The 23576-nt window shown below is 70.5% G+C and carries 25 protein-coding genes; 11 read left to right on the top strand and 14 right to left on the bottom strand.

The window, feature by feature from the left end; translation table 11 throughout:
* Positions 1 to 2: 2 nt before the first annotated feature.
* The 3 genes from nagA to BLQ91_RS30830 all read right to left on the bottom strand — a co-directional run bounded on the left by nagA (position 3) and on the right by BLQ91_RS30830 (position 2848).
* Positions 3 to 1154 (bottom strand): N-acetylglucosamine-6-phosphate deacetylase, encoded by a 1152-nt coding sequence (gene nagA / locus BLQ91_RS30840; RefSeq protein WP_090102507.1) that lies wholly within the window; start codon positions 1152 to 1154, stop codon positions 3 to 5.
* Complete coding sequence (locus tag BLQ91_RS30835; protein ID WP_245733919.1) at positions 1154 to 2062, bottom strand: ROK family protein; 909 nt, start codon at positions 2060 to 2062, stop codon at positions 1154 to 1156. Before BLQ91_RS30835 ends, nagA begins: the two co-directional genes overlap by 1 nt.
* A 222-nt stretch (positions 2063 to 2284) precedes the next feature.
* The gene (locus tag BLQ91_RS30830; protein WP_089948576.1) at positions 2285 to 2848 is read right to left on the bottom strand and encodes a SigE family RNA polymerase sigma factor; all 564 of its coding nucleotides are present in this window, start codon (positions 2846 to 2848) and stop codon (positions 2285 to 2287) included.
* A gap of 40 nt (positions 2849 to 2888) precedes the next feature.
* Here BLQ91_RS30830 and BLQ91_RS30825 point away from each other — a divergent pair, with 40 nt between their 5' ends.
* A complete protein-coding gene (locus BLQ91_RS30825) occupies positions 2889 to 3173 on the top strand; it encodes a YciI family protein (RefSeq protein ID WP_090102503.1) in 285 nt (94 codons plus the stop codon).
* On the opposite strand, the gene BLQ91_RS30820 is transcribed toward BLQ91_RS30825, so the two are convergent.
* Both BLQ91_RS30820 and BLQ91_RS30815 read right to left on the bottom strand, forming a co-directional pair.
* Positions 3163 to 4014, bottom strand: coding sequence for an SDR family oxidoreductase (locus BLQ91_RS30820; RefSeq protein ID WP_090102501.1), 852 nt, complete (start codon positions 4012 to 4014; stop codon positions 3163 to 3165). The genes BLQ91_RS30825 and BLQ91_RS30820 overlap by 11 nt on opposite strands.
* Positions 4015 to 4058: 44 nt before the next feature.
* A complete protein-coding gene (locus BLQ91_RS30815) occupies positions 4059 to 4982 on the bottom strand; it encodes an aldo/keto reductase (RefSeq protein ID WP_176960039.1) in 924 nt (307 codons plus the stop codon).
* 38 nt (positions 4983 to 5020) lie between these two features.
* Between BLQ91_RS30815 and BLQ91_RS30810 the strand changes: the two genes are divergently transcribed.
* Positions 5021 to 5803: a TIGR03620 family F420-dependent LLM class oxidoreductase gene (locus BLQ91_RS30810; protein WP_090102497.1), complete on the top strand. Its 783-nt coding sequence runs from the start codon at positions 5021 to 5023 to the stop codon at positions 5801 to 5803.
* Here the strand turns inward: BLQ91_RS30810 and BLQ91_RS30805 are convergent.
* A complete protein-coding gene (locus BLQ91_RS30805; RefSeq protein ID WP_090102496.1) occupies positions 5793 to 6077 on the bottom strand; it encodes a DUF427 domain-containing protein in 285 nt (94 codons plus the stop codon). The two genes, BLQ91_RS30810 and BLQ91_RS30805, sit on opposite strands and share 11 nt — an antisense overlap.
* 157 nt (positions 6078 to 6234) lie before the next feature.
* Here BLQ91_RS30805 and fbaA point away from each other — a divergent pair, with 157 nt between their 5' ends.
* Positions 6235 to 7269, top strand: coding sequence for a class II fructose-bisphosphate aldolase (gene fbaA / locus BLQ91_RS30800; RefSeq protein WP_090102494.1), 1035 nt, complete (start codon positions 6235 to 6237; stop codon positions 7267 to 7269).
* A 49-nt stretch (positions 7270 to 7318) separates the two neighbouring features.
* Here fbaA and BLQ91_RS30795 read toward each other — a convergent pair whose 3' ends face one another.
* The gene (locus BLQ91_RS30795) at positions 7319 to 8146 is read right to left on the bottom strand and encodes an NAD(P)H-binding protein (protein WP_090102492.1); all 828 of its coding nucleotides are present in this window, start codon (positions 8144 to 8146) and stop codon (positions 7319 to 7321) included.
* A gap of 85 nt (positions 8147 to 8231) precedes the next feature.
* Between BLQ91_RS30795 and BLQ91_RS30790 the strand changes: the two genes are divergently transcribed.
* Complete coding sequence (locus BLQ91_RS30790) at positions 8232 to 8603, top strand: winged helix-turn-helix transcriptional regulator (RefSeq protein ID WP_090102490.1); 372 nt, start codon at positions 8232 to 8234, stop codon at positions 8601 to 8603.
* Here BLQ91_RS30790 and BLQ91_RS30785 read toward each other — a convergent pair.
* Positions 8583 to 9692: a hypothetical protein gene (locus tag BLQ91_RS30785; RefSeq protein ID WP_090102489.1), complete on the bottom strand. Its 1110-nt coding sequence runs from the start codon at positions 9690 to 9692 to the stop codon at positions 8583 to 8585. The genes BLQ91_RS30790 and BLQ91_RS30785 overlap by 21 nt on opposite strands.
* 288 nt (positions 9693 to 9980) lie before the next feature.
* Here BLQ91_RS30785 and BLQ91_RS30780 point away from each other — a divergent pair, with 288 nt between their 5' ends.
* Both BLQ91_RS30780 and BLQ91_RS30775 read left to right on the top strand, forming a co-directional pair.
* Positions 9981 to 10391: a DUF3151 domain-containing protein gene (locus BLQ91_RS30780; RefSeq protein WP_090102596.1), complete on the top strand. Its 411-nt coding sequence runs from the start codon at positions 9981 to 9983 to the stop codon at positions 10389 to 10391.
* A gap of 300 nt (positions 10392 to 10691) precedes the next feature.
* Entirely contained in the window at positions 10692 to 11876 is a 1185-nt protein-coding gene (locus BLQ91_RS30775; protein ID WP_342670676.1) for an FUSC family protein, read from the top strand.
* Here BLQ91_RS30775 and BLQ91_RS30770 read toward each other — a convergent pair.
* The 3 genes from BLQ91_RS30770 to BLQ91_RS30760 form a co-directional block, all read right to left on the bottom strand.
* On the bottom strand, positions 11785 to 12036 hold the full coding sequence (locus BLQ91_RS30770) for a hypothetical protein (protein ID WP_090102594.1): 252 nt from the start codon (positions 12034 to 12036) through the stop codon (positions 11785 to 11787). The genes BLQ91_RS30775 and BLQ91_RS30770 overlap by 92 nt on opposite strands.
* Entirely contained in the window at positions 12036 to 12665 is a 630-nt protein-coding gene (locus BLQ91_RS30765; protein ID WP_090102486.1) for an HNH endonuclease family protein, read from the bottom strand. The genes BLQ91_RS30770 and BLQ91_RS30765 overlap by 1 nt, the downstream gene beginning before the upstream one ends.
* 103 nt (positions 12666 to 12768) lie before the next feature.
* Positions 12769 to 13377 carry a hypothetical protein gene (locus BLQ91_RS30760; protein ID WP_090102589.1) on the bottom strand — a complete coding sequence of 203 codons (609 nt, stop codon included), beginning with the start codon at positions 13375 to 13377 and terminating at the stop codon, positions 12769 to 12771.
* Between the two features lie 110 nt (positions 13378 to 13487).
* Here BLQ91_RS30760 and BLQ91_RS30755 point away from each other — a divergent pair, with 110 nt between their 5' ends.
* Positions 13488 to 14777 (top strand): adenylosuccinate synthase, encoded by a 1290-nt coding sequence (locus tag BLQ91_RS30755; protein ID WP_090102484.1) that lies wholly within the window; start codon positions 13488 to 13490, stop codon positions 14775 to 14777.
* On the opposite strand, the gene BLQ91_RS30750 is transcribed toward BLQ91_RS30755, so the two are convergent.
* Positions 14770 to 17154, bottom strand: a complete 2385-nt coding sequence (locus tag BLQ91_RS30750; protein ID WP_176960038.1) for a M48 family metalloprotease — start codon at positions 17152 to 17154, stop codon at positions 14770 to 14772. The two genes, BLQ91_RS30755 and BLQ91_RS30750, sit on opposite strands and share 8 nt — an antisense overlap.
* A 145-nt stretch (positions 17155 to 17299) precedes the next feature.
* On the opposite strand from BLQ91_RS30750, the gene BLQ91_RS30745 reads away from it, so the two are divergent.
* Genes BLQ91_RS30745 through BLQ91_RS30730 form a run of 4 tightly spaced genes read left to right on the top strand, consistent with a single transcriptional unit; the run spans position 17300 to position 20874 of the window.
* Complete coding sequence (locus BLQ91_RS30745; protein ID WP_090102479.1) at positions 17300 to 18109, top strand: ABC transporter permease; 810 nt, start codon at positions 17300 to 17302, stop codon at positions 18107 to 18109.
* Positions 18094 to 18795 carry an ABC transporter ATP-binding protein gene (locus BLQ91_RS30740; protein WP_090102477.1) on the top strand — a complete coding sequence of 234 codons (702 nt, stop codon included), beginning with the start codon at positions 18094 to 18096 and terminating at the stop codon, positions 18793 to 18795. The genes BLQ91_RS30745 and BLQ91_RS30740 overlap by 16 nt, the downstream gene beginning before the upstream one ends.
* Positions 18779 to 19753 (top strand): ABC transporter substrate-binding protein, encoded by a 975-nt coding sequence (locus BLQ91_RS30735; protein ID WP_090102475.1) that lies wholly within the window; start codon positions 18779 to 18781, stop codon positions 19751 to 19753. The genes BLQ91_RS30740 and BLQ91_RS30735 overlap by 17 nt, the downstream gene beginning before the upstream one ends.
* Positions 19750 to 20874 (top strand): LLM class flavin-dependent oxidoreductase, encoded by a 1125-nt coding sequence (locus BLQ91_RS30730; RefSeq protein ID WP_090102472.1) that lies wholly within the window; start codon positions 19750 to 19752, stop codon positions 20872 to 20874. Before BLQ91_RS30735 ends, BLQ91_RS30730 begins: the two co-directional genes overlap by 4 nt.
* On the opposite strand, the gene BLQ91_RS30725 is transcribed toward BLQ91_RS30730, so the two are convergent.
* Both BLQ91_RS30725 and BLQ91_RS30720 read right to left on the bottom strand, forming a co-directional pair.
* Positions 20864 to 21946 (bottom strand): glycerophosphodiester phosphodiesterase, encoded by a 1083-nt coding sequence (locus BLQ91_RS30725; RefSeq protein WP_245733918.1) that lies wholly within the window; start codon positions 21944 to 21946, stop codon positions 20864 to 20866. The genes BLQ91_RS30730 and BLQ91_RS30725 overlap by 11 nt on opposite strands.
* A 66-nt stretch (positions 21947 to 22012) precedes the next feature.
* Positions 22013 to 23560: a Na+/H+ antiporter gene (locus BLQ91_RS30720; protein ID WP_176960037.1), complete on the bottom strand. Its 1548-nt coding sequence runs from the start codon at positions 23558 to 23560 to the stop codon at positions 22013 to 22015.
* Positions 23561 to 23576 lie beyond the last annotated feature (16 nt).

Here is a 23576-nt window from a genome sequence, read left to right as displayed (position 1 = left end):
ACCTAGTCCTTGACCCACTCGCCCCTGACCATCACGTCCCTCGTCTTCAATTCTGCATCCAGCACGACGAGGTCGGCCGCACAGCCCGCCTGCAGCTTGCCGGTGTCGAGGCCGAGGAGCTCGGCGCCGCGGGTCGCGGTGGCGTACGCCGCTTCGACGAGGGTCAGGCCGCAGGCGTTGACGGCGTTGCGGAACGCCACGTCCATCGTCAGGGTGCTGCCGGCCAGCGCGGCGCCTCCCGCCAACGTCGGCACTCCGTCGACGACGCGCACCTCCAGGCCCCCGACGTCGTACACGCCGTCGCCGACACCGGCGGCCGCGATGGCGTCGGTGATCAGGATCGTGCGCTCCGGGCCCGCGTGGCGCGCGGCCAGGCGGACGGCGGTCGGGTGCAGGTGCACGAGGTCGCAGATCAGCTCGACGGTCACGCGTTCGTCGTCCAGCAGGGCGCCGATCGGGCCGGGCTCGCGGTGGTGCAGCGGGCGCATGCCGTTGAAGAGGTGCGTCGCCACGGACGCGCCGGCGTCGACGGCCGGTCGGACCTGGGCCTCGGTGGCGTCGGTGTGGCCGATGGCGGCGATGACGTCGTTGTCGACGAGCTGGTGCACGGCCCGGACCGCGCCTTCGAGCTCGGGGGCGACGGTGATCATGCGGACGGTGCCCTTGCCCGCGTCGAGCAGCTTCGTCACGGCCGTCTGCTCCGGCGGGCAGAGGATCGCCGGGTCGTGCGCGCCGCAGCGGGCGGCGGACAGGAACGGGCCCTCCAGGTGGATGCCCGCGACGACGCCCTCCTGCACCAGCTCGGCCAGCGCGGACACCTGGTCGGCCAGCTCCGGGACCGGCCGCGAGACCAGCGAGGCCAGCAACGTCGTGGTGCCGTGCCTGCGGTGGGCGGCGGCCGCCTTGCGGATCTTCACCGGGTCGCTGCTGGTGAACGCGTCACCGCCACCGCCGTGGCAGTGGATGTCGACGAACCCCGGCACGACCGTGCCGCCGGCGACGTCGGTCGTCGGGCCGTCGGGCGCGGCGCTCTCACCGACCCCGGCGATCCTGCCGTCGCGGACGCTCACCCAGCCGTTCTCGAGCACCCCTCCCGGTGTGACGACCCGACCACCGGTCAGGGTCACGTCGACCGGTCCACCCCACGTGCTCATCACGCCTCCAGCGTGTCGATGGCCAGCAGCGCAGCGCCGAGGAAGCCCGCCTCGTCGCCGAGCGCCGCGAGCCGCAGCTCCGGTCGGCGCTGGAAGGCGATCAGGCCGTCCAGCCTTTCCCCCAGCGGCTCAACCAGCAGATCTCCTGCCAGCGCGAGCCCGCCGCCGAGCACCACGGCCTCCGGTCCGAGCAGCGTCGCCAGTACCAGGATGCCCCTGGCGAGCGCGTCCACGGCCTCGTGCCACACGGCGACGGCGTCCTGCTCCCCGTCCCTCACCCTGCGTGCGACCTCGGCGGCACCGTGGACGGGGGTGCCGGTACGTGCGGTGTACCGGCGGGCGATCGCCGCGGAGGACGCCACCGTCTCCACGCAGCCGATCTGGCCACACGCGCAAGGGACGCCGTGGCCGACGTCCACATGCCCGATCTCACCCGCGTAGCCCGCGCCGCTGAAGATCTTGCCGTCCAGCAGCAGCGCACCGGCGATCCCGGTGCCGATGGGCATGATCACCGCGTTGCGCAGGTCCTTCGCGGCCCCCATGCGGCACTCGGCCAGACCCGCGGCGCGCACGTCGTGACCGAACGCGACGGGGACCCCGAGCCGTTCGGTGAGGACGGTGCTGAACGGGAACCGGCTCCACGGCAGGTTCGTCGTGTACACGCCGACGCCGTTGGCCTCGTCCACGATGCCCGGCGCCACGACCCCCACGGCGTCGACCTCGTGCTCGGAGGCGTTGCTCAGTTCGGCGACGAGCTCGGCGATGACGTCGAGGAGGGGCTCCAGCTCGCCGGGGGTCGCGCGGCGGGCGTGCTTCTGCGCCGCCACCGCCTCCGAGGTCCCGGTGACGAGCGCCGCCTTGGTTTCGGTGCCACCGATGTCGACGGCGACCACGTGTCTGCGTGCCACGGGGACTGATCCTGCGGCATGAGAGGCCTATTGGTCTATACCAAGTACCGATTTGGGCGCGCGCTCCTGCGAGCTGGAACCGCCCGCAACGGGTGAAACGGCTTCAGCTGGGGAAACGGTGAAGTTTGCTTACTACTCGGACGGTACGGGTTCGCGACCGTCTGCGCGCGTCGAGCAGGCGTCGTCCGGCCCGGTGCGCGCCCGTCGAGGAGTGCGGCCGACCTAGCCGGCCATGATCTTCTGCAGCGCGTCGAGCGCCCGCGAGGCCGTCGACTTCACGGTGCCCTTCGAGATGCCGGTGGCCTCGGCGATCTCCGCCTCCGACAGGTCGCCGTAGTACCGCAGCACGAGCACCTCGCGCTGGCGCGGCGGCAGCTGCTGCAACGCCTTGACGACGGCCTGGTGCTCGGCGGTCAGCATCGCGAGGGATTCGGCCGAACGGGCGTTCGCCACGTGCGGCGGGGTGTAGTCGCGGGCGGTCTTGCGCCGGCGCAGCACGCTGCGCGAGCCGTTGACCACGGCGGTGCGGAGGTAGCCGACGGCCGCCTGCGCGTCGCGCAGGCCCTTCCAGTTGCGGTGCAGGCCGGTGAAGGCCTCCTGGACCACGTCCTCGGCCGTCGCGGGCTCGTCCACGAGCAGCAGCGCGAGCCTGACCAGGCGCATGCGGTGCTGCTTGTAGAGGTCTTCGAGCGTGAGCGGCCCTGCGGGAGGTCCTGCGACGCCGTCCTTGATTCGCAGGTTGGTCAGGGTGTCCTGCACGGTGCGCGGGGTTTCTTCGCCAACCACGGGGTAGGACGGTACCGGTCAGCTTCACTACGGTGGTGGCATGGCCCGCTTTGCAGTCGAATTGGTGTTCGGTCCCGACAGCGAGAAGCGCCTCGCGGTGCGCCCGGCGCACCGCGAGTACATCGCCTCCCTCGCCGAGAAGGGCGTGGTCCTGGCCGCAGGCCCGTACGCGGACGACACCGGCGCGTTGATCATCTACGAGGCAGCCGACGAAGCCGCCCTGCGGGAGGTCATCGCCGCCGACCCCTACTCGCCCGCGAACGTCGTCACGAAGTGGGACGTCCGCCCGTGGAACGCGCTGCTGGGCTCCTGGCTCACCGACTAGCGGCCTGACCGCCCGGCCCGACCAGGCCCGACGTGTCCTGCCGGGCCATCTGCCGGTCGGCGTCGGCCACCTCCGCGACCGCCTGGCGGTCCACGACCACCGGCGTGAACGCGCGGAAGTACTTCAGGGCGCCGACCCAGCCGGGGACGTGGACCGCCTTCGCCCGCTTCCCGATGCCCCTGACCACGGCCCTGCCGACGTCGCGGACCGGGTACTTCTTGCCGGCGAGACCCGGCATGCCCTGGCGCAGCTTGCCGAAGACCGGGTGCTCGTCGGCGCTGTTGACCATGTCCGTGGAGATCCACGAGAAGTACGCGGTACCGACGTCCACGCCCAGGTGGCGGACCTCGGCGCGCAGGCTGTCCGCGAACGCCTCGCAGCCCGCCTTGGCCGCCGAGTAGGCCGCGTTGCCGGGGATGTGCACGATCGCGGCGAGCGACGACACGACCAGGCAGTAGCCGCGGCTGCGGATCAGGTGCGGCAGCGCCGTGCGCACCGTGCGCCACACGCCGAGCAGGTTGACCTCGATGACCCGCTCGAACGCCTTGGGGTCCATCGACCGCACGAAACCCGTGGCGGCGATGCCCGCGTTCGCGACCACGACGTCGATGCCGCCGAAGTGCTCGGCGACCTCGTTCATGACGCGTTCGAGCGCGTCCCAGTCCGTGACGTCGACTTCCCACGCCTTGCCGCCGGTCTCCCCCGCGACCTCTTCGAGCTGGGCCTTCTCCAGCCCGACGAGCGCGAGACGAGCCCCGCGCGCGGCCAGCTGCCTCGCCACCTCGGCGCCGATGCCCCTGGCCGCGCCGGTGATCAGTACCACCTTGCCCGTGACGTCCATGCCGTCACGGTAACGCAACCTACTCCCGGTAAGCTACTGGCAAGTTAAATTGCGCTCAGGCGGTCCACCTCGGCCTGCGTCAGTTCGAGGGTCAGCAGCGGCAGCAGGTCGCTGAGCTGCTCCGGCGTCCGCGCGGACGCGATCGGCGCGGCCACCGTCGGCTGCTGGGCGAGCCACGCCAGGGCGACCGCGGCCACCGTGGTCCCGTGCGTCTCGGCCAGTTCGTCGAGGACCTCCAGCACCTGCAGGCCGTGTTCGTCGAGGTGGGCGGAGGCGGCCTTCGCCCGGACGCTGCCGACCTCCACGCCCGGCCGGTACTTGCCGGTCAGGAAGCCCTTCGCGAGCGACCAGTACGGCACGGTGGCGAGACCGTGCCCGGTCACCACGTCCCGCAGGCCGCCCTCGAACTTCGCGCGGCTGACCAGGTTGTACTCGGGCTGCAGCGCCACGAACTTCGCGAAGCCCTCGCGCTCCTGGACCGCCAGGGCCTCCGCCAGCCGCTCGGCGGAGAAGTTGGACGCGGCGACGTAGCGGACCTTGCCCTCGCGGACGAGCCGGTCGTACGCGGCCAGCGTCTCCTCGAGCGGGGTGCCGGGGTCGTCGCGGTGGTTGTAGTAGAGGTCGATGTGGTCGACGCCGAGCCTTTTCAACGACCGTTCGGCGCTGCTCAGGACCGTGTCGCGCTTCTGGTTGCCGAACCCGGCGAGCATGCCGACCTTCGTGGCGACCACGACCTGGTCGCGGTCGCGCCCGGCCAGCCACCGGCCGATGATGGTCTCCGACTCGCCGCCGGAGTTGCCGTCGGCCCAGGCCGAGTACGAGTCGGCGGTGTCGACGAAGTTCCCGCCCGCCTCGGCGTAGGCGTCGAGCACGGCGAACGACCGGTCCTCGTCGGCGGTCCAGCCGAACACGTTGCCGCCCAGGCACAGGCGTGAGACGTCCAGGTCTGTCGTGCTCAAGATCGGCATACTGCGCAAGGTAGTCCGCCACGACGAACGGGGTTCGCATGCTGGGAACGTTCGGTGTCTGGGGCTCGCACTTCGAGTGGGCTTCGAAGATCGACGAGATCGCACGGCTGGAGGAGCTCGGCTACGGCACGTTCTGGATCGGGACCTCGCCCGACATCGCCCTCGTCGGGCAGGCGCTCGACGCCACGAGCTCGATCACGATCGCCACCGGCATCACGAACGTCTGGCAGACCGAGCCGGAGCAGGTCTCCGCCGAGTTCCACCGGCTCGCGAGCGACCGGTTCCTGCTCGGCGTCGGCGTCGGCCACCGCCAGCTCGACCAGGCCTACGAGAAGCCCTACGCCAAGCTCGTGGGCTACCTCGACCGCCTCGACGTGCCGGCTGACAGGCTGGTCCTCGCCGCGCTCGGCCCGAGGGTGCTGCGACTCGCCGCCGACCGCACCGCGGGCGCCCACCCGTACCTGGTGCCGGTCGAGCACACCGCCGAGGCGCGCAGGGCGCTCGGCGACAAGCTCCTCGCGCCGGAGGTCACCGTCGTCGTCGAGGAGGACCCCGAGGCCGCACGGGCCATCGCCCGCGAGCAGCTGGCGCTCTACTTCACCCTCACCAACTACGTGGACAACTGGCGCCGCTACGGGTTCTCCGAACAGGACGTGAAGGGCTCGGACCGCCTGATCGACGCCCTCGTGGCGCACGGCAGCCCGGACCAGGTGGCCGCCAAGCTGCACGCCCACGTCGAGGCGGGCGCCGACCACGTGGCCGTCCAGTCGCTGAACGGCCACTACGCGGAACTGGCCGGGGCCCTCGGGCTCAGGCGGTGATCTCGACGCCCTTCCAGAACGCCACGCGGCCCCTGATCTCCGCGGCTGCCTCCTCGGGCTCCGCGTAGTACCAGGCCGCGTTGGTGTTCTCGGCGCCGTCGACCACCAGCGAGTAGTAGTTCGCGTTGCCCTTCCACGGGCAGTGCGAGGTGTGGTCGGTCGGCTTCAGGACGTCCCGGTCGACGGACTCCAGCGGGAAGTAGTGGTTGCCCTCGACGACGACCGTGTCGTCGCTGGAGGCGATGATCTTGCCGTTCCACTCAGCGGTTGCCATGTCCTCCAGTGTCCCTGTACTGGCGAGTAGTGCAGACCGGCTGGTCAGCTGGTACTTGATCGATCATTCTGTGAGGACGGCCACTGCGGTGGCCCCCTGACACCGCCTCGTAGGATGCGGGCTGACACCCGTTCAGGGCGCCTGAGGAGGACCACCGATGCCCATCGCAACTCCCGAGGTCTACGCGGAGATGCTGGACCGGGCCAAGGCGAACGAGTTCGCCTACCCCGCCATCAACGTCACGTCGTCGGAGACGCTCAACGCGGCTCTGCGCGGCTTCGCCGAGGCTGAGAGCGACGGCATCATCCAGGTCTCGACCGGCGGTGCCGAGTTCGCCTCGGGCACCAAGGTCAAGGACATGGTGACCGGCGCCGTCGCGCTCGCCGAGTTCGCGCACGTCGTGGCCGCGAAGTACCCGGTGAACATCGCGCTGCACACCGACCACTGCCCGAAGGACAAGCTCGAGGGCTACGTGCGTCCGCTGATCGCCATCAGCCAGGAGCGGGTGGACAAGGGCGGCAACCCGCTCTTCCAGTCGCACATGTGGGACGGCTCCGCGGTACCGCTGGAGGAGAACCTCCAGATCGCCTCCGAGCTGCTCGACCTCTCGGCCAAGGCCAAGCTCGTCCTCGAGATCGAGGTCGGCGTCGTCGGTGGCGAGGAGGACGGCGTCGACAACGAGATCAACGACAAGCTCTACACGACGCCCGAGGACTACCTGAAGACCGTCGAGGCCCTCGGCACCGGCGAGAAGGGCCGCTACCTGCTGGCCGCGACCTTCGGCAACGTGCACGGCGTCTACAAGCCGGGCAACGTGAAGCTGCGCCCGGAGATCCTCAAGCAGGGCCAGGACGTCGTGGCGGAGAAGCTCGGCCTCGCCGCCGGCTCCAAGCCGTTCGACCTGGTCTTCCACGGCGGCTCCGGCTCGCTGCTCGAGGAGATCCACGAGGCCGTGTCGTACGGCGTCATCAAGATGAACATCGACACGGACACGCAGTACGCGTTCACCCGTCCGATCGCGGCGCACATGTTCTCGAACTACGACGGTGTGCTGAAGATCGACGGCGAGGTCGGCAACAAGAAGACCTACGACCCGCGCAGCTACCTCAAGGCCGCCGAGCAGGCCATGGCCGCCCGCATCGCCCAGGCGTGCGAGCACCTCAAGTCGTCGGGCCGCATGATCGCGGGCTGATCCACGGCTTCGGACGAAGGCCCCCGGTGTCCGCCGGGGGCCTTTCCCGTCAGCGGAACGCCTCGACGTGCCGGGCGACCCAGTCGGCGAACGTGCGCGGGGCGCGGCCGAGGACCTTCTCGACGTCCGGGCTCACCGCCACCTCGTCCGGCGTGGGCGAACCCAGGATGTCCAGCGTGTCGTCGGCGAGCTCGCCCGGCATCAGCCGTTCCAGTCCCGCCTTGGCCTCGGCGCGGGTGAGCTCGTGGAACCGCACGGGTTCGCCGAGCGCGTCCGCGATCGCCTCCGCCTGCTGCCGAGGCGTGATGACCTCGGGCCCGGTGAGCTCCAGGACGCCGTTCCTGTCGCTGAGCAGGGCGGTGGCCGCGACCTCGGCGATGTCCGCCGGGTCGATGATCGGCAGGCCGGTGTCCCCGAACGGCGCCGCGACGGTGCGCTGGGCGCGCACCGCCTCGGCCCACCACAGCGCGTTGGACGCGAACCCACCCGGCCGCAGGACCGCCCAGTCGAGGCCGGACCCGCGCAGCGCGTCCTCCAGCCCGCGCAGCTCGATCCGCGTCGTGCCGAACGGCCTGGTCCGCACGCCCAGCGACGACAACAGCACCACCCGGCCCACCCCGTGCGCGACGGCCCGTTCGACGAGTCGGACGGGACTGGCCCCCACGGCGTGCAGGTCCCCGGACAGCAGGAGGAACAACGCCTTCGCGCCGTCCAGCGGGAGGGTGTCCGGCCGGGAGAGGTCGGCCTGGACGTGTCGCACGCCCTCCGGCACCTCGGCGGCGTTCCGCGACACCGCCACCACCTGCTCGCCCGCCTCAGCCAGTGCCCTGGTCAGCGGCCGGCCGATGTTGCCCGTCGCCCCGGTCACCACGATCATGTCCAGCTCCTTCGTCGTTGGTGGAGGCGACGTTAGGAACCGGGCTTACATTTCGTAAGGACGTACCTCGGGGTAAGCTCCGGACATGGCGGTCGGAGCTCAGTTCACGCGGGACGAGAGGACCGGTCGGTATGACGTGTTTCACACCAACTGCCCGGCGCGCGAGATGGTCGACCACGTCACCAGCCGCTGGGGCATCTGGGTGCTGATCGCCCTGCAGGCGGACGACCTCAGGTTCTTCGAGCTGCGCGACAGCATCCGCGGCATCAGCGAGAAGATGCTGTCGCAGACCCTGCGAGGGCTCGTCGACGACGGCCTGATCTGGCGCAGGGTGGAGCCGACGACCCCGCCCCAGGTCACCTACGGGCTGACCGAGTTCGGGCGGGACGTCGGCGAGCCGCTGGCCGACCTCTTCGGCCGGATCACCAGCAGGCTGTCAGCCCAGCTCGAGGCGTGACGCGACCAGCCGCGGCCGCCGGACCGCCAGGTCCCCGGCCGTCCACAGCACCGCCAGCAGCACGGCCGTGACCGCCGCCGACGAGAACGAGATGGGCGGCCCCCACAGGTGCTCCTGCTGGAACCAGATGCCGGCGTACCCGACCGTCGTGACGGCCGCCGACCCCAGCACGGCCCTGGCGGGCGTGGGCATCTCGACGGCGTGCACCGCGTCGATCGCGAGCCCGACGAGCACCAGGAACAGCGGCACGGCGGACTTCGGGAAGTCGATGCCCGCGAGCAACGGCCAGATCAGGCACCGGTAAGCGACGTAACCACCCACCACCGCCGTGGCCGCCCACGGCCTGTCGATCGTCCGCCGCGCGACGACCAGCACGATCGCCGCCGCCACCAGGCCCCACACCGGGTACACCCAGTCCGCGATGGGCAGCGCGAAGTTCACGACCGCCTCGCGCCCGACCGGGACGCCGAGCTGGTCGGCCGCGAACTGCAGCAAGATCGGCTCGGCCTCGGGCAGGCCGCTGTCGTACGCCTGCAACGCGCGCACGCCGTACTCCTGGTGCTGGTTGGGGAACCAGACGTTCTCCAGGAAGAAGCACCACAGCGCGACGAGTCCGAACGTCCTGGCGCGGCCCTCGGGGAAGAACTTCATCCACCCGCGGATGGCGCCGGCCAGCATGACCGCCGTCCCCAGGTACAGCAGCGCGTGCGACCCGCTCCAGCTCGTGATGTCGAGCCCGTTGACGCGGTGGTTGATGACGTCGATCGGCAGCGCGACCAGGAAGATCCCGCACCCGACCTGCATGAGCCGCAACGTCGGCTTGTCGGCGCCGTACCCGGTGAACGTGTGGAACAGCGTCAGGCCGACCACGATCACCGTGCCGACCGTGTTGATCAGGTGCGGCGGCGCCAGGTCGTCGCGCAGCCACTTGAAGTGCCACGAGACGTCCCACGACGACCCGATCAGCTTGAGCAGCAGGCCCAAGAGCCACAGCTGGTAGAGCTGCTTCGTGAGCACCGCCGGTGTTCCCCTGCCCGGTGTGCCGCGCTCCCAGTAGCGGTCCCGGAACTGCCTTGCCCCCTGGATCATCCGAACATCATGAGCACAGCCCTGGTGCCCAGGAAGGCCGAACGGCCCTGGTTTTACCCTGATGTTTCCGATTCGTGTGCACGATGGAGTGAACGGAGTTGAACTCCTGTGGTGCCGATCGGCAAGGTGCACGGCCATGAGCAGTGACTCGACCGACAGCTACAAGGCCACCAGGAGCCAGCGGATCGTCGCCGGGGTGCTCGTCACCGTGCTGATGCTGGCCGTGGTGGCGACCGTCCTGAGGATGTTCGTCTAGCCCGTCGACGAGGATGCGGCACGATGGGGCGTATGCGTGAGAACCTCCTCGGGCCCGAACCGACCCGTCTTCCCGAGCGCCCTGAGGCGCAGGCTGCTGCTGATGGCGGGACTGATCCCGGCAAGATCGTCCGGGCGTACCCGGACTTCTCCGAGGCTTGGGCTTTGTTGGCTGAGCGCGCGCTGCACGCCGGTGACCCGGTGGCGGCCTACGCGTATGCCCGGACCGGCTACCACCGCGGGTTGGACCAGCTGCGGCGATCCGGCTGGAAGGGCTTCGGGCCCGTGCCGTGGGCGCACCGGCCCAACCAGGGCTTCCTGAGGGCGCTGGCCGCCCTGGCCCGGGCTGCCCGGGAGATCGGGGAGGACGAGGAGTTCGAGAGGTGCGCGAAGTTCCTCGCCGACTCCGACCCCGAGGCGCCTGCCGCGTTGGGTCTCGGCTGAGGTTCCGCTCGGTGCCGGACCCCTTGAGCAGGTTGTGCTGCGAGGGGTCCTGAGAGCGGGGGACGCCTGCGCCAGCTCGCGTTTGCGCCGGCTGAGGCGTCCCCTGTGTTACGTCCGTTGTGGGGTGGGCCGGGACGGCCGCCTGAAAAGCCAAGAGCAAAGCGGCTCGCCTTCGGCCTCGCGCTGGAGTGCGGCTCGCCCTCGGCGTCGTGGTGTGAGGTTGCTTGCCCTGGGGCAAGGGAATGTGTCCCCGCAGGTTGTGGCTGGTGGCCGTTGGTTCGAGACTGGCGGCGGGCAACAGTGGCGAACCAGGTCGGGGTGGGTGTGGGCGCGGTCAGGGAAACCGTCGGGCGTGGGCTGACGCGGTGGCGCGCGGCTGCTTTGCCGATCGTCCAATGTGCTCTGTCCGCCGGGTTGGCCTGGACGGTGGCGACCGCGCTCATCGGGCATGAGCACCCCTTTTTCGCGCCCATTGCCGCTGTTGTCTGCCTCGGGGTGTCGTTGGGGCAGCGGTTGCGGCGTGTTGGTGAGCTCGTGGTGGGTGTCTCGGTCGGGGTCGGTGTGGGGGACGCGCTGATCGGGTGGATCGGCAGTGGGCCCTGGCAGATCGCGTTGGTCGTGGCGCTGGCGATGTCGACGGCGGTGTTGCTGGACGGTGGGACGGTCATCGCGTTGCAGGCCGGGTCGTCCGCTGTGCTGGTGGCGACGCTGTTGCCGCCCAGTGCCGGTGGCGGGTTCGACCGGATGATCGACGCGTTGACCGGGGGGCTCGTCGGGCTGGCGGTGGCGGCGCTCATCCCCGCCAACCCGATCACGGTGGCGCAGCGGCAGCTCAAGGTGTTGACGAGCACGTTGAGCGGTGCGCTGAGGAACCTCGCGGCGGCGTTGGAGGAGAAGGACGCCGTCAAGGCCGCCGGGGTGCTGGCCGAGTTGCGGACCAGCCAGACGACGATCGACGACTACAAGTCCGCGTTGCAGACCGGGAGTGAGATCGCGAAGATCGCGCCCATCCGGTGGCGGTCCAAGGACGAGCTGAGCCGGTACCAGACCGCTGCCGGGCCGGTGGACTACGCGATCCGGAACACGCGGGTGCTGGCTCGGCGGTCGATGGCGGCGTTGAAGGCCGATGAGCGGATTCCGGACGGGGTGCCGCAGGTGCTCGTGGACTACGCGGACGCCCTGGACTGCCTGAAGGGCGAGCTGGAGAAGGGCAGGGAGCCGAAGGCGACCCGGCAGGCCGTGCGGGACGCCGCGCGGGAGCTGACCGCGCGACGTCTCGGTGGGGACGGGTTCTCGTCCAAGGTCGTACTGGCGCAGATCCGCAGTGTCGCGGTGGACCTGCTGCAGGCGACGGGGCTCAGCCGGGGTGAGGCGATGGAGGCGTTGCCGCCCCTCAGCCCTCCGGGCGGTGCAGGAGCCCGTGCAGAAGGGAGTGCACCTGCTCGTGGTCGCGAGGATCGGCCAGGACGCACGAAGCGCCCGTGATGGCGTACCACTCCTCCGCGCCCTCGTAGCGGACCAGTGCGCGCAGCTTCCCGTCGTCGGAGAGGTCGGTGCACAGCTCCAGGTCGCCGGTGACGACGCCGACCTCGTCGGTCATCACGCCACCGGGGCCCGCCACGAAGAGCGTGGAGAGGGACGCCATCAGCACCTTCCGAGCATGCCCGTCAGTTCGGTCTTCTCCGCCGAGTTCACGCTGAGGTTCCAGCGGTACTTGGTGTGTACCCACATCTTGGCGTAGGTGCACCAGTACGACGACAGCGGCGGCTTCCAGGTGGCCGGGGTCTGGTCGCCCTTGGCCTGGTTCACGTTGTCCGTCACGGCGATGAGCTGCGGGCCGGACATGTCGTTGGCGAACGCCTGGCGTTGGGCGGTGGTCCAGGAGGCCGCCCCCGAACGCCAGGCCGCGGCCAGCGGCACGATGTGGTCGATGTCCACATCGGACGCCGCGGTCCAGGTCGCGCCGTCGTAGGGCGAGTACCAGCGGCCCGAGGTGGCGGCGCAGCTCGAGTCCGTCACGACGTTGGTGCCGTCGCGCTTCAGCACGGCCTCGCGGGTGTTGCAGGTGCCCGACTGGGTGGTCCAGTGGGGGAACTTGTCGCGGGAGTAGCCCGTCATCGAGCCGTCGGCGCGGACCGTGAGGCCGGCCAGCTCCGACTTGGCGGTGGCGGCGGTGGGGATGTTCGGCGGTGTCGCGAGCGCAGGGGAAACGGAACCGAAGGTGAGGGCCGCGGTGGCAACCAGGACACCCAAGGCTCGGTTAACTTTTGACATCGTCCCGACCTTCCTCGTGGAAAGTGATCGGGACCACCCTTGGTCACAATCTGAAATTAGGCAATGCCTTCGAGTGACACTCAGATGAATGACAAGCGCACGGCTAGACGCCTCGGACGAGCCTCAAGTCCTCGGTGTGGCGGTACCAGGTCCACTTGTCGACCGGCCTCGGGTGCTTGTGCCCGTCGAGGACGGCGGTCGTGGGGAGGCAGCCGAGCTGGAACGCGCGCGGGCGGCTCTCGCTCACCTTCGAGCCGAACAGGCGCTTGTTGATGATCCTGATCGTCAGGCCGAGGCCGCCCTCCGTGTCGGGCGTGCACTCGATCCGGGACGCCTGCCCGCGCAGCACGTTGTCCGCGTCGCTGTAACCAACGCCACGAACCGGTGACAACACGCCGAGGCCCATCAGCACGCCGCCGACGTCGTCGCGGACCAGCGGGACGGGGTCGACGTCACCGTTCAGGGCGATGTCGAGGGCCCGGCCGGGGTCGGTCGACAGGCCCCAGAGCGCCGCGACGGCCGACTCGCCGACCGGGACGTAACCGAGGGCAACCGAGCCGAGCTTCTCCTTGCGCAGCAACCGCAACGCGACCGCCGCGAGGTCGGCGTCGGTGCCCGCGACGACGAGCCGTTCGGCATCCAGGTGGGCGTCGACGTGGTCCTTGCCGGGACGCGCCGGGACGGTGTGGACGTCGTCACGTTGAGCGATCATCGGCAACTGCGTGTTTCCGCAGGCCAACACGATTCCGCGCACGGTCATCTCCTGGTCTACCCTCACTTACCGGCATTCGCTCGAACCAGTCCAAGCGCTTGGAGTTTCACATGCCGGCCGTCGTGCTGATCGGTGCCCAGTGGGGCGATGAGGGCAAGGGCAAGGCCACCGACATCCTCGGTGAGCGTGTCCAGTGGATCGTCCGCTACCAGGGTGGCAACAACGCGGGTCACACCGTGGTCCTCCCGGACGGCCAGAAGTTCGCCCTCCACCTGATCCCCTCCGGCATCCTCACGCCCGGTGTGAAGAACGTGATCGGCAACGGTGTCGTCGTCGACCCCGGCGTGCTGCTCACCGAGCTCGCGGGCCTGGAGGAGAAGGGCGTCGACACCAGCGGCCTGCTGATCTCGTCGGACGCGCACTTGATCATGCCGTACCACGTGGCCATCGACAAGGTGACCGAGCGCTACCTGGGCAAGGCGAAGATCGGCACGACCGGGCGCGGCATCGGGCCCGCCTACCAGGACAAGCTCGCCCGCGTCGGCGTCCGCGTGCAGGACCTGCTGGACGAGAAGATCCTGCGCCAGAAGGTCGAGGCGGCCCTGGACTTCAAGAACCAGGTGCTGGTCAAGGTCTACAACCGCAAGGCGCTCGACGCCGACCAGGTCGTCGACCAGGTGCTGGAGCACGGCCAGCACTTCGTGCACCGCATCGCCGACACCCGCCTGCTGCTCAACCAGGCGCTCGACCGCGGCGAGATCGTCGTGCTGGAGGGCTCGCAGGGCACCCTGCTCGACGTCGACCACGGCACCTACCCGTTCGTCACGTCGTCGAACCCGACCTCGGGTGGCGCGACCGTCGGCTCGGGCGTCGGCCCGACCCGCATCAGCACCGTGATCGGCATCCTGAAGGCCTACACGACCCGCGTCGGCTCCGGTCCTTTCCCGACGGAGCTCGACGACGACATGGGCGAGTACCTGCGCAAGCAGGGCGGCGAGTTCGGCGTCACCACCGGCCGCAGCCGCCGCACCGGCTGGTTCGACGCCGTGATCGCCCGCTACGCCAGCCGCGTCAACGGCATCACCGACTACTTCCTCACCAAGCTCGACGTGCTGTCCGGGCTGGAGAAGGTGCCGGTCTGCGTCGCGTACGAAGTGGACGGACGCCGCGTCGACGAGATGCCGATGACGCAGACCGACGTGCACCACGCCGTCCCGGTATACGAGGAGCTGCCGGGCTGGTTCGAGGACATCTCGCACTGCCGCTCGTTCGACGAGCTGCCCGCGAACGCCAAGGCGTACGTCGAGTACCTGGAGGGCATCATCGGCGCCCGCGTCTCGGCGATCGGCGTCGGCCCCGGCCGCGACCAGACGATCGTGCGCCACGACGTGCTCAGCTGAGAGCTCGCTCCTGGGCGTCGAGCAGCGCGGCCTGCGTGCGTTGCAGCTGCTCGATGCCCTTCAGGAACTCCTTCGTCATCGAGCCGTCGTCCGGGCCTCCGTCGCGGAAGACGACGAGGCACGAGCGGGTGCCGTTCTCCAACGCCCGCAACCCCTCCGACCAGCTCGTGGCGATCTGCGCGTCCGGCGGCTGCGGGAACTCCGCCCGCAGCACCGGACCGAGCGCCTGGCACCCGGCCGCGATCGCGGCCGGGTCCGCCGCCCGCACACCGGCGAACACCTGGTCGTTGGCCTTGATCACGGTGGTCAGCCGCTCCCAGCCGCCGCCGTGCATCCACGTGTTCACGGCCTCGTCGGTGTCCACCCGCGCCTCCGCGGGCGCCGGCGGCTGCAACGCCACCACGTCCTGGTCCGGAGCCGGCTGCCACACCGACACCGCCACGCCCAGGGCAGCGATCGCGACCGCCCAGACGGGCCGTGAGCGCTCGTAACCCCTGCGCAGGCCGTAGCCACCCGCGAGGAGTGCCGCGACCGTTCCGAGGAGCGGCAGGACCTGGTGCGGGCGCATCGCGAGCACGCTGTCCACTTCGGACCCGTCGAGGCGGGTGAGCCAGATGGCCGCCGTCCCGGTCAGCCCGATGAGCCACGCCGTCAGCAACGCGCCCACCCGGTCCACGCGTGCCGCCGCCACCACGACGAGCTGCACGCCGACGACCGCGACGACCTGCCAGGCCGTGGCGGTGAGGGGCGTCCCGGCCGAGCCGAGCAACGCCACCGCCCCGGCCGCGAGCAGACCGCCGACGCCCCCGGCCAGCGCGGCGGTCCGGGGGAACTCCCGGCGCAGCACCAGCGGCACGAGCCACAGCAGGCCGAGCACCGCCACCGTCAGCACGCGGTGGGAGTTCAGCAGGAACGGGAGCACCACGGCCTTCGTCACGGTGTCGTCGAGCGGGTCCAGCACCGGCGCGATGCTGTCGCGCCACACCGCGTGCGCCACGCGGATCTCGGGGAACCAGCCCAGCAGCGTGTGCACGACGGCGACCGCCGACAGCCCGAGGAGCCAGGCGTGCCACCGGGTTCGCACGAGCGTCGCGCAGTGCCCGGCCCAGATCGTCACGAGGGTCGCGGTGGCCACCAGCGCGAGCGAGGCGATGACGCGGTGCGGCGTGACGGGGAGGACGTTCTGCGCGTCCAGCACGTCGCCGAGCGCCAGGCCGAGGCCCACGGCCAGACCGGGCAGCGCGAACGTGCCGCGCCGGGGACCGAAAGCCGCACCGCGCCAGGCGACCAGGCAGACGAGCACGGCCACCGCCACCGCCCAGGCGATCCTCATGACCAGGAACGACTCGTTGCCATCGCGGTACCAGGTCAGCTCGCGCAGGCCACCGACCGCGTGCCACCAGGCGATCTGCACGGCGAGCGCGCTGCCGAGCGTCTCGAAGAAGCCGGGCCGCAGCAACGACCTGGGGTCGCGCATCACGGCGAGACGGCCGGCCGGGGCCGGGTGGTGCCCGAACCAGCGCCGCAACCTTTCCGCGGGCAGCAGCACCCGGTACGGGTCCGCGTTGCCGGTCCAGCGCACCACCAGCGCGTCGGCGTGCTTCTCCCGTGCCCGCAGCACGGCGACGCGGGCGGCGAACACCAGCAGCACGAGCACGGCCAGGTGCCAGAGCTGGGTGAAGGTGGCGTGATACTTCGGCAGCGGTGCGAACAGCGTGACCACGTACGGCGTCAGCACCACGAGGACGAAGGCGCGCCAGATCGCCAGCGTGGCGTAGGTGATCGTGACGTCGTTGCGGACGTGCGCCAGCTCGTGCAGGACGATCGCGCGGAACGACTCGGGTTCGATGCGCCGCAACGCCATCATGCCGAGGTTGAGCGCCACGTACTTGCGGCGGTGCGTGCCGAACGCGACACCGCCGGTGCGGGTGTTCGCCCGGTCGAGCAGGAACGTCGGCGCCTTCGCGAGGCCGGCCTCCGCGACCAGCGCGGCGAGCGGCTCGACCAGCTCCTCGGGAACGGGCGCCAGGTTCCTGCGGTAGCGCAACACCGCCGGCCGCAGCGCGTAGACCAGCAGGGCCACGGCGAAGAGCAGCACCAGCCCGCCCGCGAGCCAGACGGCCCTGCTGCCCAGGAACGTCGCCATGCACTCCCGGTAACCGTCCCATTTGGACTCGTCGGGATCGACCCACAGGGTCGAGGTCAGGTAGAGCCCCGACCGCACCTGGCACCGCGCGAAGTCGAGCGTGGTCGGCGACCGCCACACCGACGCGTACAGGCCGAAGATCTGCAACGTCGTCGCGACCGCCAGCAGCACCAGCGACGCGAACCTCAGCGTGGTGCCCGAAGGCACCCCTGGTCTGTCCCCCTCTTGCATGCCTGCATGGTGATCGTTGCGGCCGTCCCTGTCACTCAGCCGTTGGCGGGAAATATGTCCGTGCGGGGAACATCTCGCTGTGCGACGCATTTTCACGATTTGGGCGTCGTTGACTCGTTTCGCGGGCTCGCCTGTACTTCCGCCCATGACCTCGTCCACGGCGGAAGTGGCCGCTCGGCCGAAATCCGCGACGACTGCGCCGACGCGGAAGCTGACGCTGCCGCTGCGCTGGATCAGCCCCGTCGCGCTGGTTCTGCTGTGGCAACTGGCCAGCTCAACGGGTGTGCTCTCGCCCGACAAGCTCGCGTCTCCGCTCACCGTCGCCGAAACCGCCGGTGAGCTGATCGCCGACGGCCAATTGGGTGAAGCATTCGCGGTGTCCATCACGCGCGTGTTCTTCGGATTTCTTATAGGCGGTTTCACCGGGGTCGCCCTGGGCCTTGTCTCGGGCCTTTCCCGGTGGGGCGAGACTTTGCTCGACCCGCCGGTGCAGATGCTGCGGACGCTGCCGCACCTCGGCCTGATCCCGTTGTTCATCCTGTGGTTCGGCATCGGTGAGGAACCCAAGCTGGCGCTCGTCGCGGCCGGTGTGGCGTTCCCGCTCTACCTCAACCTGCACGCGGGCATCCGGCAGACCGATCCGGGCCTGGTCGAGGCCGCCCGCGTGCTCGGGTACAGCCGCTTCGAACGGGTCGTGCACGTCGTGCTGCCGTCCGCGGTGCCGCAAACCCTGGTGGGACTGCGGATCGCGCTCGGCACCGCGTGGCTGTCGCTGATCGTCGGCGAGCAGGTCAACGCCGACGCCGGTCTCGGCTTCCTGATCAACAACGCCCGTGAGTTCCTCCGCACCGACGTCGTGGTCGTCGGCCTCGTGGTGTACGCGCTGCTCGGCCTGACGACGGACGCCCTGGTGCGGCTGCTGGAGAGGAAGGTCCTGCGGTGGCAAAAGCGGTGAGCGTTCGCGGGCTGCACAAGGCTTTCGGCGCGCGGACCGTGCTGGACGGCATCGACCTCGAGGTCGAGCCCGGCGAGTTCGTGGCCCTGCTCGGGCGCAGCGGCTGCGGCAAGTCGACGTTGCTGAGGATCCTCGCCGGCCTGGACCGCGAGGTGCGGGGCGCGGCGCGGGTGCCGGGCAAGGTGTCGATCGCGTTCCAGCAGCCGCGCCTGCTGCCGTGGCGCAAGGTCTGGCGGAACATCGCGCTGGGCCTGCACAGGCCGGACGGCCGCGCGGTCGCCCTCAGGGCGCTGCAGGAGGTGCGGCTGCCCGGCCACGCCGACGCGTGGCCGCTGACGTTGTCCGGCGGCGAGGCCCAGCGGGTCTCGCTCGCCAGGGCACTGGTGCGCGAGCCGGACGTGCTGCTGCTGGACGAACCGTTCGGCGCCCTGGACGCGCTGACCAGGCTCGCCATGCACCACCTCGTGGAAGACCTGTGGACGAGGCACAAGCCCGCCGTGCTGCTCGTGACGCACGACGTCGACGAGGCGTTGCTGCTGGCCGACCGGATCCTCGTGCTCGACGAGGGCCGGATCGTCGCCACGCACCACGTCGACCTGCCCCGCCCGCGCCGCCGGGCCTCCGTCGTGGAGCAACGCACCCGCGTGCTCGCTGACCTGGGAGTGGAAGTTGAAGAAGCCGCCTAGCCGAAAGCTCCTCGGCCTGCTCGCCGCGATCGTCTTCGCCACCGGGTGCTCGACCGGTGGGCAGGCCGCGGACACGCCCGCGGGTGAGGTCGTCCTCAAGGTCGGCGACCAGAAGGGCGGCGCGAAGGCGCTGCTCACCGCCGCCGGACTGCTGAACGACTTCCCGCACGAGCTCGAGTGGTCCACGTTCACCTCCGGCCCGCCGCTGCTCGAAGCGGCGTCCGCCGGGGCCATCGACGTCGGGGGTGTGGGCAACACACCCCCGATCTTCGCCGCCGCCGCGAACGCCAAGATCGCCGCCGTCGCCGCGTCCAAGGGCCAGGTCGAGGCCGACGCGATCCTGGTGCCGGAGAACTCGCCGCTGCGGGAGGTCACCGACCTCAGGGGCAGGAACATCGCGGTCGCCAAGGGCAGTTCGGCGCACGGCCAGGTGCTGCTCACCCTGCGCGCCAACGGGTTGACGACCAAGGACGTGACGCTGAACTTCCTGCAGCCCTCGGACGCGTACGGCGCGTTCACGCAGGGCAAGGTCGACGCGTGGGCGGTCTGGGACCCCTACACGGCACAGGCGCAGGCCGAGGCCAAGGCCCGCGTGCTGACCGACGGCCGCGGTAAGGCCAACGGCTACGGGTTCCAGGTCGCGGGCCGCAAGGCGTTGGAGGACAAGGGGAAGAACGCGGCGCTCAAGGAGTACCTGATCCGCTACTACAAGGCCCAGAAGTGGGCCGACACGCACCGCGAGGAGTGGGCGAGGGCGTGGGCGGCGGAGACCGGGCTGAAGTACGAGGTCGCCCTGACCGCCGTGAACCGCAACGGCGACCTCCCGGTGAAGATCGACGACACCCTGATCAGGTCGGAGCAGGAGCTCGCGGACGTGTTCACCGACGAGAAGACGTTGCCGGGCAAGGTCGACTTCGCGAAATTCGTCGACACGAGGTTCCAGGGAGATCTCGCATGAGCATCACGCTGCACTGGTTCCTGCCGACCTCCGGCGACGGCCGCACGGTGGTGGAGCACTTCCACGCCAACCGCGCACCGGCCGCCGGAGCCCGCCGCGAGCCGGACATCGACTACCTCGCGCAGATCGCGCGGACGGCCGAGCAGGTCGGGTTCACCGGTGTGCTCACGCCGACCGGCACGTGGTGCGAGGACGCGTGGCTGACCACGTCGGCGCTGATCGCGCAGACGAAGACCCTGAAGTTCCTCGTGGCGTTCCGGCCGGGCGTGCTGTCCCCGACCCTGGCGGCGCAGATGGCCTCGACCTACCAGCGGATCTCGCGCGGGCGTCTGCTGCTGAACGTCGTGACCGGTGGTGACTCGATCGAGCAGCAGCGGTTCGGCGACTGGCTCGGCAAGGACCAGCGCTACGAGCGCACCGACGAGTTCCTCCAGGTCGTGCGCGGTGTCTGGACCGGCAGGCCGTACACGTTCCAGGGCAAGCACTACCAGGTGCGGGACGCCACGGTGCTGGCCGCACCGGACCCGGTGCCGCCGATCTACTTCGGCGGCTCGTCGGACGCGGCCCTGCCGGTGGCCGCCGCACGGGCCGACGTGTACCTGACCTGGGGCGAACCGCCGGCCGACGTGGCCGAGAAGATCGCGCGGGTGCGGGCGCTGACGGACCGGCCCATCCGGTTCGGCATCCGGCTGCACACGATCAGCCGGGACACCTCGGCGGAGGCGTGGGCGTCGGCCGCGAAGCTGCTGGACGCGCTGGACCCGGCCGCGGTGGCCAAGGCCCAGGAACAGCTGGGCGCGTCGGAGTCCGTTGGCCAGCAACGGATGCTGGCACTGCACGGCGGCGACCTCAGCCGTGGCGTGCGCGGGCTGGAGGTCTACCCGAACCTGTGGGCGGGCGTCGGACTCGTGCGCGGTGGTGCCGGAACGGCGTTGGTGGGCTCGCACGCCGAGGTCGCCGACCTGATCGAGGAGTACCACTCGATCGGCATCGAGGAGTTCGTGCTGTCCGGCTACCCGCATCTCGAAGAGGCGTACTGGTTCGGTGAGGGCGTGCGGCCCCTGCTGGAGCAACGCGGGTTGCTCGGCGAGGACCGCACGCTCGCACTCGCTACCGCTTGACCTTGGCCTCGACGGCCGTGTCGGGGTTGTCCGCGAACACGCCGTCGACGCCCTGCGCGAAGAACAGCTCGTACTCCTCGAAGGCCCGGCCGTACGCGGCCGGGTCGGTCGAGGACCGGAAGTCCGCGGGCAGGAACGAGTTCTCGTTGCGGAACGTCCAGGCGTGCACGGTCAAACCGGCCCTGTGCGCGTCCTTGACCACCGTGGTCGGCGCCTTCAGGAAGCCGTTGGCGTCCCGCGGGACCATGACGTCCTTGGCGAGGCCGACGCCGTCCGCGTACGACCGGATCTCGCGCAGGCCGGCCGGGGTGACCAGGTCGGCGTAGGTGCGCTTGTCGCCGGCCTTGACGAAGTCGTACGGCGCGCCGGAGGCGTTGACCAGCTGCACGATCGGGACGCGCAGCGACCTGTTGAGCTCCTTGAGGTTCGCGACCTCGAAGGACTGCACGTAGACCTTGGCGCCGCGGCGGTTGAGGCCGTTGCGGTTCAGCACGTCGACGAGCTTCGGCTCCAGCGCGAGACCGATCGACTGGAAGTACGTCGGGTGCTTGGTCTCCGGGTAGATGCCGATGTCGCGGCGCAGCTCGCGCGACAGGCGCTTCGACAGGTCGACGACCTCCTGCAGCGTCGGCACCTCGAAGCGGCCGTCGTAGAGGGTGTTGCGCGGGCGGATCGCCGGAATGCGTTCCTTGGCGCGCAACGTCTTCAGCTCGGCGAGCGTGAAGTCCTCGGTGAACCAGCCGGTGACCGCCGCGCCGTCGATGGTCTTGGTCTTCCTGCGGTCGGCGAACTCGGGCTTGGTGTCGACGTTCGTCGTGCCCCCGATCTCGTTCTCGTGCCGGGCGACCAGCTGGCCGTCCCTGGTGGGCACCAGGTCCGGCTCGATGAAGTCGGCACCCATCCGCGCGGCGAGCTCGTACGCCGCGAGCGTGTGCTCGGGCCGGTACGCCGACGCGCCGCGGTGCCCGATGACGATCGGGCCCTTGTCGTCGTGTGCCGACGCGGAGGGCAGGGACGCCACCACCGCACCCGCGAACACGAGTACTACGGCAGCCAGACCTCTCCGATGCATCGTTCGACCTCCCATTCCGTGTTGGAAGCGCACCCAAGCATCGCAACACGAAATGCAGGTGAACGGTTACTCACGGGACAGTGCGGCTTCCTCCAGGTCCAGCTCGCGCAGCACCCGGAACAGCACCTCGTCGTCGATCTCCCCGGCGTCGCGGGCCCTGACGAACTCGTCACGTTCGGCGCCGAGCATCACCCGGCGCAGCCTGCGGTACGCGGCCGCCGGGCTCTCCTGCTCCTGGCGCCCGAGCCGCTCCCAGGCCGCGTTGCCCCGGTGCTCGGCGAGGGAGCGCAGCTGGTCGCGCACGTGGTCGGGCACGTCCTCGGTCTCCTGGTCGAGCCTCGTGACCGCCGCCTGCGCCGCCCGGTGCTGCACCTGCGCCTCGGCCAGGGCGTCCTGGCGCGCGTCGTCGCCCTCGAAACCGATCTTGTCGATGACCCACGGCAGCGTGAGGCCCTGCAACAGCAGGGTCGCGACCGTGACCACGAACGCGCAGAACAGGATGACGTCACGGCCGGGGACGTCCTCCGGGATCGCGGCCGCCGCGGCCAGCGTCACGACACCGCGCATGCCGGCCCACGCGATCACCGTCACCTGCCCGAGGTGCGGTGGGCGTTCGCGCTCGCGCAACCGCTTCGACAGGTACCTGGGGACGTACGTGGCCGGGTACATCCAGGCGAACCGGGCCAGGACCGTCGCGAGCAGCACCGCGCCGGCCCCGAGCAGCAGGGCGGCGTCCAGGTCGACGTCGCGGATGATCGCGGACACCTGCAGGCCGATCAGCGCGAAGACGAACGCCTCCAGCAACGCGTCCAGCGCCTTCCAGACCGCGGCGTCCTGCAACCGCGTCGAGTACTTGCCGCGCGGCGAGTGGTGGCCGATGTAGAGGCCCGCGACGACGACCGCGAGCACGCCCGAGACGTGCGCTACCTCCTCGGCGAGCAGGTACGCGCCGAACGGCACGAGCAGCCCCAGCGCGCTCTCCAGCACGCCCTCGCAGAGCCGCCTGCGCAGGAACCTGACCACCACGCCGACGACCAGTCCGACCGCGATACCGCCGGCGGTGACCAGGAGGAACAGGCCGACGCCCTCGACGGGGTGCATGGCGGCGCCCGCCGCGGCCGCCACCGCGACCTTGAACGCCGTCAGCGCGGTGGCGTCGTTGATCAGGCTCTCGCCGACCAGCAACGTCATCGCCCGGCGCTGCAGGCCGAGCTTGCGCCCGATCGCCACCGCCGCCACGGCGTCCGGCGGCGCCACCACGGCACCCAGCACCAGCGCGGCCGCGAACGGCATCTCCGGGAAGACCAGCTTGGCCGTGACGCCGACGACGAGCGTCGTGAACAGCACCAGCCCGACCGCGAGCAGGCCGATGGGCCGCAGGTTCGCGCGGATGTTCAGGTAGGAGCTGTCGAGCGCCGCGCTGTAGAGCAGCGGCGGCAGCACCACCAGCAGGATGAGGTGCGGGTCCAGCTCGAACTCCGGCACGCCCGGTATGAACGAGACCACGAGCCCGACCGCGACCAGCACCAGTGGCGCCGACCAGTTCAGGCGTCGTGCGACGGACGTGACGACCAGCGCACCGAGCAACAGCAGCAGCAGTTCAGGCCCGACCATGCCGCTCATTCTGCGC

The sequence above is a fragment of the Lentzea jiangxiensis genome (genome assembly GCF_900104175.1).
Classification (GTDB): Bacteria; Actinomycetota; Actinomycetes; order Mycobacteriales; family Pseudonocardiaceae; genus Lentzea; species Lentzea jiangxiensis.
This window is presented reverse-complemented; position numbering and strand designations above follow the sequence as displayed.